Origin of the sequence: Microcella sp. (assembly GCF_051860105.1) — a bacterium.
GTDB lineage: Bacteria > Actinomycetota > Actinomycetes > Actinomycetales > Microbacteriaceae > Microcella.
The window spans coordinates 29,011-35,357 of the sequence record NZ_JBHYEO010000023.1; the positions used below are offsets into that span (position 1 = coordinate 29,011).

7 protein-coding genes are annotated in these 6,347 nt (G+C 72.8%); all 7 read right to left on the minus strand.

Annotated elements, in window-relative coordinates:
• On the minus strand, positions 1-621 hold the full coding sequence (gene tmk, locus ACTIE9_RS11255; RefSeq protein ID WP_439565666.1) for a dTMP kinase: 621 nt from the start codon (positions 619-621) through the stop codon (positions 1-3).
• Entirely contained in the window at positions 618-3,476 is a 2,859-nt protein-coding gene (topA, locus tag ACTIE9_RS11260; protein WP_439565667.1) for a type I DNA topoisomerase, read from the minus strand. Before topA ends, tmk begins: the two co-directional genes overlap by 4 nt.
• Before the next feature lie 126 nt (positions 3,477-3,602).
• Positions 3,603-3,971, minus strand: a complete 369-nt coding sequence (locus ACTIE9_RS11265; RefSeq protein ID WP_439565668.1) for an Rv3654c family TadE-like protein — start codon at positions 3,969-3,971, stop codon at positions 3,603-3,605.
• A 19-nt stretch (positions 3,972-3,990) separates the two neighbouring features.
• On the minus strand, positions 3,991-4,344 hold the full coding sequence (locus ACTIE9_RS11270; protein ID WP_439565669.1) for a TadE family type IV pilus minor pilin: 354 nt from the start codon (positions 4,342-4,344) through the stop codon (positions 3,991-3,993).
• The gene (locus ACTIE9_RS11275) at positions 4,341-4,547 is read right to left on the minus strand and encodes a DUF4244 domain-containing protein (RefSeq protein WP_439565670.1); all 207 of its coding nucleotides are present in this window, start codon (positions 4,545-4,547) and stop codon (positions 4,341-4,343) included. The genes ACTIE9_RS11270 and ACTIE9_RS11275 overlap by 4 nt, the downstream gene beginning before the upstream one ends.
• A gap of 150 nt (positions 4,548-4,697) precedes the next feature.
• Positions 4,698-5,600 carry a type II secretion system F family protein gene (locus ACTIE9_RS11280; protein WP_439565671.1) on the minus strand — a complete coding sequence of 301 codons (903 nt, stop codon included), beginning with the start codon at positions 5,598-5,600 and terminating at the stop codon, positions 4,698-4,700.
• The coding region (locus ACTIE9_RS11285; RefSeq protein WP_439565672.1) for a CpaF family protein at positions 5,597-6,347 on the minus strand (751 nt) is incomplete at its 5' end. The genes ACTIE9_RS11280 and ACTIE9_RS11285, both read right to left, overlap by 4 nt.

A 6,347-nucleotide genomic window follows, 5' to 3' on the forward strand; every position in this document is an offset into this window, starting at 1 on the left:
CTAGTCGAGCAGGGCCGACACCCGATCACGGATGCTCGCCTGCAGCTCGTCGACCGGCCGGGTCGCGTCGAGCACGAGGAATCGCTCGGGTTCGGCCTCGGCGAGCGCGAGATAGGCGGCGCGCACGCGCTCGTGGAAGTCGGCTTCCTCCGCTTCGAGGCGGTCGTAGCGGGTGCGACTCGCATCGAGGCGCTCGCGGCCCACCGCCGGGTCGAGGTCGAGCAGCACGGTGAGGTGCGGCAGCAGCCCCTCTGTGGCCCACAGCGAGAGGTCGCGCACCTCGGTCGGGTCGAGCACGCGCCCGGCGCCCTGGTAGGCGACCGAGGAGTCGAGGTAGCGGTCTTGGATGACGACGCCGCCGCGCTCGAGCGCAGGGCGCACGACCGTCGCGATGTGGTGCGCCCGGTCGGCCGCGTAGAGCAGCGCTTCGGCGCGGGGGGCGATGTGGCCGCGCCGGTGCAGCACGATCTCGCGGAGCTCGAGCCCGAGGTCGGTGCCGCCCGGCTCTCGCGCCTGCACGACGGTGCGGCCGCGCGACTGCAGCCACTCGGTCAGGGCGCCCATCTGGGTGCTCTTGCCCGAGCCGTCACCGCCCTCAAGGGTGATGAACAGCCCTGTCACGACGCCTTCTTGGGCGCGGGCTTCGCGGCCGCCTTCTTCGCCGGGGCCTTCTTCGCGGCCGTCTTCGCCCCCGCCGCGGGCGCGCGCTTGACGGGCTTCTTCGCCGGGCCCTTCGCGCGCTTGTCGGCGATGAGCTGCACGGCCCGGTCGAAGTCGATCTCCATCGGGTCTTCGCCGCGCGGCACCGTGGCGTTGGTCTCGCCGTCGGTCACGTAGGGGCCGAAGCGGCCGTCTTTCAGCTTGATCGGCTTGCCGCTGACGGGGTCGGCGTCGAACTCCTTGAGCGCGCTCGAGGCCTTGCGCGCGCCGTACTTGGGTTCGGCGAACTTCGCGAGCGCGCCCGCCAGGTCGATCTCGAAGATCTGCGCCTCGGCGTCGAGCGAGCGGGTGTCGGTGCCCTTCTTCAGGTACGGGCCGTACCGCCCGTTCTGCGCCGTGATGGGCTCGCCGCTCTCGGGGTCGTCGCCGACCGTGCGCGGCAGGCTCAGCAGCCTCATCGCGGTCTCGAAATCGATCGTCGCCGGGTCCATGTCTGTGAAGAGGGATGCCGTGCGCGGCTTCTCGACGGGCGCCTTCTTCTTGGCGGGCGCGCGCTTCTTGGGCGCCGGCAGCACCTCGCCGGTGGCCGGGTCGACGACGGGCTCGGCGGCGAGCGCGGCGGCAGCCGCAGCTGCGGCGGCCTCCTCGGGGCTCACCTCGGGCTCCGGGTCCAGTTCGGTCACGTAGGGGCCGAACCGGCCGTCCTTCGCCACGACGCGCTTGCCGTTCTCGGGGTTGATGCCCAGCACGCGGTCGCCCACGACGGGAGCATCTACGAGTTCTTGCGCCTTCGTCGGCGTGAGCTCGTCGGGGGCGAGGTCTTGCGGCAGGTTCACGCGCCGCGGGGTCGCGGGGGTGCCGTCAGCCGCCGCCTCGGCCGCGGGGTCGACGACCTCGAGGTAGGGGCCGTACTTGCCGATGCGCAGCGTGATCGTGTCGGTGAGCGGCATCGAGTTGAGCGTCTTCGCGTCGATGTCGCCGAGGTTGTCGATGACAGGTCGCAGACCGGGCTGGTGGTCGTCGCCGAAGTAGAAGCCGGTCAGCCACTCGGTGCGGTCGGCCTCGCCGTTGGCGATGCGGTCGAGGTCCTCCTCCATCTCGGCCGTGAAGTCGTATTCGACGAGGTCGCTGAAGTTCTCTTCCAGCAGGCGGACGACCGAGAAGGCGATCCAGTTCGGCACGAGCGCCGAACCGCGCGGGGTGACGTAGCCCCGGTCGACGATCGTCGAGATGATCGCGGCATACGTGCTGGGGCGGCCGATGCCGCGCTCTTCCAGCGCCTTGACGAGGCTCGCCTCGGTGTAGCGCGCCGGCGGGCTCGTCTCGTGACCCTTGGCCTCGACGTCGACGACGCGCAGCTGCTGGCCGACGGTGAGCGGCGGCAGCTTCGCCTCGGCCGGCTCAGCCTTCTCGTCGGTGTCGCGGGTCTCGTCCTGCCCCTCCTCATACGCGGCGAGGAAGCCGCGGAAGGTGATGACGGTGCCGCTCGCCGCGAACTCAGCGATCGCGCCGGCCGGGGTCGCCGAGCCGGACGTGGGGCCGGCCTGGATGCTGACCGACGCGGTCTGGCCCCGGGCATCCGCCATCTGGCTCGCGACGGTGCGCTTCCAGATCAGGTCGTAGAGCTTCCAGTCGTTGCCGCGCAGCGTGCCCTCGAGCTCACTCGGCGTGCGGAACACGTCGCCCGCGGGCCGCACAGCCTCGTGCGCCTCCTGCGCGTTCTTCGACTTGCTCGCGTAGACGCGGGGGGTCTCGGGGACGCTGTCGGCGCCGTAGAGGGCGGCCGCCTGCGAGCGCGCCGCATCCACCGCCTGTTGCGACAGCGTCGTGGAGTCGGTGCGCATGTAGGTGATGTAGCCGTTCTCGTACAGCGACTGCGCGACCGACATGGTCTGTCGCGCGGTGAAGCGGAGCTTGCGCCCGGCCTCCTGCTGCAGGGTCGAGGTCGTGAACGGGGCGGCAGGGCGGCGCGTGTACGGCTTCGACTCGACGCTCGTGACGGTCACGGCGATCGCGGGGTCGCGCAGCGCCTCGGCAAGCGAGGTCGTCAGGGCCTCGTCGAGCGCGACGGCGTCGGCCGACTTGAGCTCGCCGCGGTCGGTGAAGTCGCGGCCCGACGCCACCTTCTTGCCGTCGAGGCGGGCGAGCCGGGCCGTGAACGGGGTGTCGCCCGCGGTCGGGGCGAGGGTCGTGTCGAGGTCCCAGTAGCTCGCGGTGACGAACGCGAGCCGCTCACGCTCACGGTCGACGACGAGTCGCGTGGCGGCCGACTGCACGCGCCCGGCGCTCAGGCCGGGGCCGACCTTGCGCCACAGCACGGGGCTGACCTCGTAGCCGTAGAGGCGGTCGAGGATGCGCCGAGTCTCCTGGGCGTCGACGAGCGCGGTGTCGAGCTCGCGCGTGTTGTCGACGGCGCGCTGGATGGCTTCGGCGGTGATCTCGTGGAAGACCATGCGCTTGACGGGCACCTTCGGCTTGAGCACCTCGAGCAGGTGCCACGCGATGGCCTCCCCCTCGCGGTCTTCATCGGTGGCGAGCCAGAGCTCGTCGGCGTCCTTCAGCGCGCGCTTGAGGTCGGCGACCGTCTTCTTCTTCGAGTCGGAGACCACGTAGTAGGGCTCGAAGCCGTTGTCGACGTCGATCGAGAACTTGCCCAGCGGGCCCTTCTTGAGTTCGGGCGGCAGGTTCTTGGGCTCGACGAGGTCGCGGATGTGGCCGACGGAGGCCTGCACCTCGTAGTCGTCGCCGAGGTACTTGCCGATCGTCTTCGCCTTGGCGGGCGACTCGACGATGACCAGCTTCTTGCCCTGTGGCACGGTGCTCCTTACCTATGACCCTCAATGCGGCGGGGGGATCGCATCCGCACCCCGGCCGGTGCCGCGGCACGGTGGCGGAGCCGTGTGCCGCAATCAGGCACACCATACACAGGAAACGCCTGAGCACTACCACCCGGGCTCCGGCGGACCCGCCCGCGCCGAACGGCTGACGATCAGGCCGAGGATGCTCGACTCGACCCGCACGAGCACGGTCAGCCCCTCACTCGAGCACTCGGCGAGCCGCACGGCATGCGCCTCGGCGACCCGCTGCGCGAGGGTGCACGGCTCGCCCGCGACCCACCCGAGCAGGGCGTCACCCGCGGCGAGCGCCGCCGCGTCGGCGGCCGCGCTGAGCCGCTGCCCGCGCACGAGGGCGTGGGCACCGCCGAGAGCGGTCAGGCCCGCGAGCGCGATGACGGCCACGAGGGCGACGACGAGAACGGAGCCCGCGCCGCGCTCGTCCGCCGAGCGGGATCGACCACGCCCCGTGTTCACCGGCTCGCCAGAGGGCTGCTTATCGGCCGCCGTCGAGGGCGCAGGACGCGCCCTCAACCCGCAACGGAACGAGGAGCAGGCGCTGCTCGACGACGACGGTCGCGCACACCAGGGCCTGGGGTCTGCTGATGACCAGAGCAGCCCCCGGCACGGATCGCGCCACGAGCTGCTCGGCGATCGCGACGGCGTCGCCGCGGCCGAGCACCCGGGCGGCATCGGCCGCGGAATCCTGCGCCCGTAGCTGGGAGCTGGCGAGACCCAGCCCGCCGAGGCACGCGACGAGCACCATGACGACCGCGGGGAGGGTGACGACGATCTCCGCCGTCACCGAACCGCGATCGTCGAGCCCGCACGACCGCGACCGGGGCGTCACCCGCCGACCGTGAGCGCCGTGCGAACGAGGTCGGTGAGGATGCCCCGCACCTCGTCGCTCTGCATGATCACGACGAGCAGGCTGGCGAAACCGACCGCGGCCATGGTGGCGATCGCGTACTCGGCGGTCGCGGCGCCGCGGTCGTCATCACGCACGACGGCGCGGCGGAACGGGAGATGCGGGGTGGGAGCGGTGCGGGGCATGGGGGTTCGTCCTCTCGAGGGGCCCGGGGGCGGGCGATCGGTCGGCACGAACACCACGAGTGTGCCGGAGACCCGGTCGGGCGCGATGACGGGGCGCGTCACCGCCGTGCCCGGGTCACCACGCCCCTGCTGTGGAGGAGAGCAGCCCGATCAGCATGGGCACGACGCCGAGCAGAAGGAAGGCGGGCAGGATGCACGCGCCGAGCGGCAGCATGAGCCGCACCGCCAACCGCTCCGCCGTCTCGCGCGCCGAGGCCCGCGCGGCGGCGCGAGCCTCGGCCGCGTCCGCGCGACGAGAGACGCCAGTGCGAGCCCGTCGGCGGCCTCACCGGCGCCGACGAGTCCGACACGACTCAGTTCTGCCTCGACGAGAGCCGCTGCGGCCTCGGGCGAGCCGCCGCCGCCGGCCGCGACCGCGAGCAGGTCGAGAGCGAGCCCGACGGTCGGCGGGGGCGGCGCGGCGGCGTTCAGCAGGTGCCGCATCCATCGCCGTGCGACGACGACGAGCACGAGCCCGCCGGTCAGCGCACCGGCCCCGACGGGGCTCGTCCAGGTGCTCACGAGGTCGACACCCATGAGGAGGCCCAGCAGCACGGCGATGGCGGGCAGCACCATCACGATGCGGGCGGTGGCGCGCGGACCGGCGAGGGCGATGCGGATGTCGCGGCGCGCGGCCTCCCGATCGCGCAGCCCCTCCGCGAAACCTCGCAGCGCGGGCGCGAGCGGTGCCCCGCTCGTGGTCGCCACCCGCCACGCCGCGGCGAGCGAACGCCACGCGGCATCCGCCTCCGCAAGAGGGCGATGCACGTCGGCGACGACGGTCGAGGACGAGCCCATCGCAGCGCCGACGCCTCCCGCCGCCGCGATGGCGGCACCGATGTCGTCGCCGCGCTCGATCGCCATGGCGACGCGGGTGAGCGTCGGATCTCCGGCCGACGCAGCGGTATGCATCCATGCCGCACGAGGCCCCACGCCCGCGGCGATGAGAACGGCGAGCCGGTGCAGCTGGCTGGCGAGCGCTCCCTCACCAGGCGACGGCCCCGGCCGGGTCATGGCGCCGCCCCGTCGTCGGCGACGCCGCCGTTCGCGGGCACGATGGCGGGGGCCCCGCGCTCGATGGGCACGACCCGCAAGCGCTCGCGCTCGTCGAGGGCGAAGCGGCCGAGGGCGGCTCGACGGCCGCCGGCGGGGCCGCGCTCGAGATGCACGACGAGGTCGATACCGCTGATGACCTGCCGGGCCAGAGCCTCGGGGGCGAGCCCCGCGATCATGCCGACCGCTTCGAGCCGCGCGGCCACATCGACGAGGGAGTTCGCGTGCAGCGTGCCCGACCCGCCACGGTGGCCCGTGTTGAGCGCGGCGAGGAACTCGCGGATCTCCGCGCCCCGGCACTCCCCCACGACGAGCCGATCGGGCCGCATGCGCAGTGCCTCGCGTACGAGCCGCGCGAGGTCGACCCCGCCCGCACCCTCCATATTGGGCTGCCGGCACTCCAGTGCTACGACGTGCGGGTGGGCGATCGGCGCCTCAGCGACGTCTTCGATGATGACGATGCGATCGGATGCGAGGGCGTCGCTGAGCCACGCCGCCATGAGGGTCGTCTTGCCGCTGCCGGTCGCTCCGGTGAAGATCGCGGTGCGCCGATCGTGCAGGGCCCGCCGAAGCTCGGAGAGCGTCTCCGCCTCGAGACCGGAGCCCTCGAGCGTGACCCGGTCGACCCGGGGCAGACGCACCGAGATGGCCGTGCCGCCCCAGGCGATGGGCGGCAACGCGACATGCACCCGCATGCCGTCGCCGAGG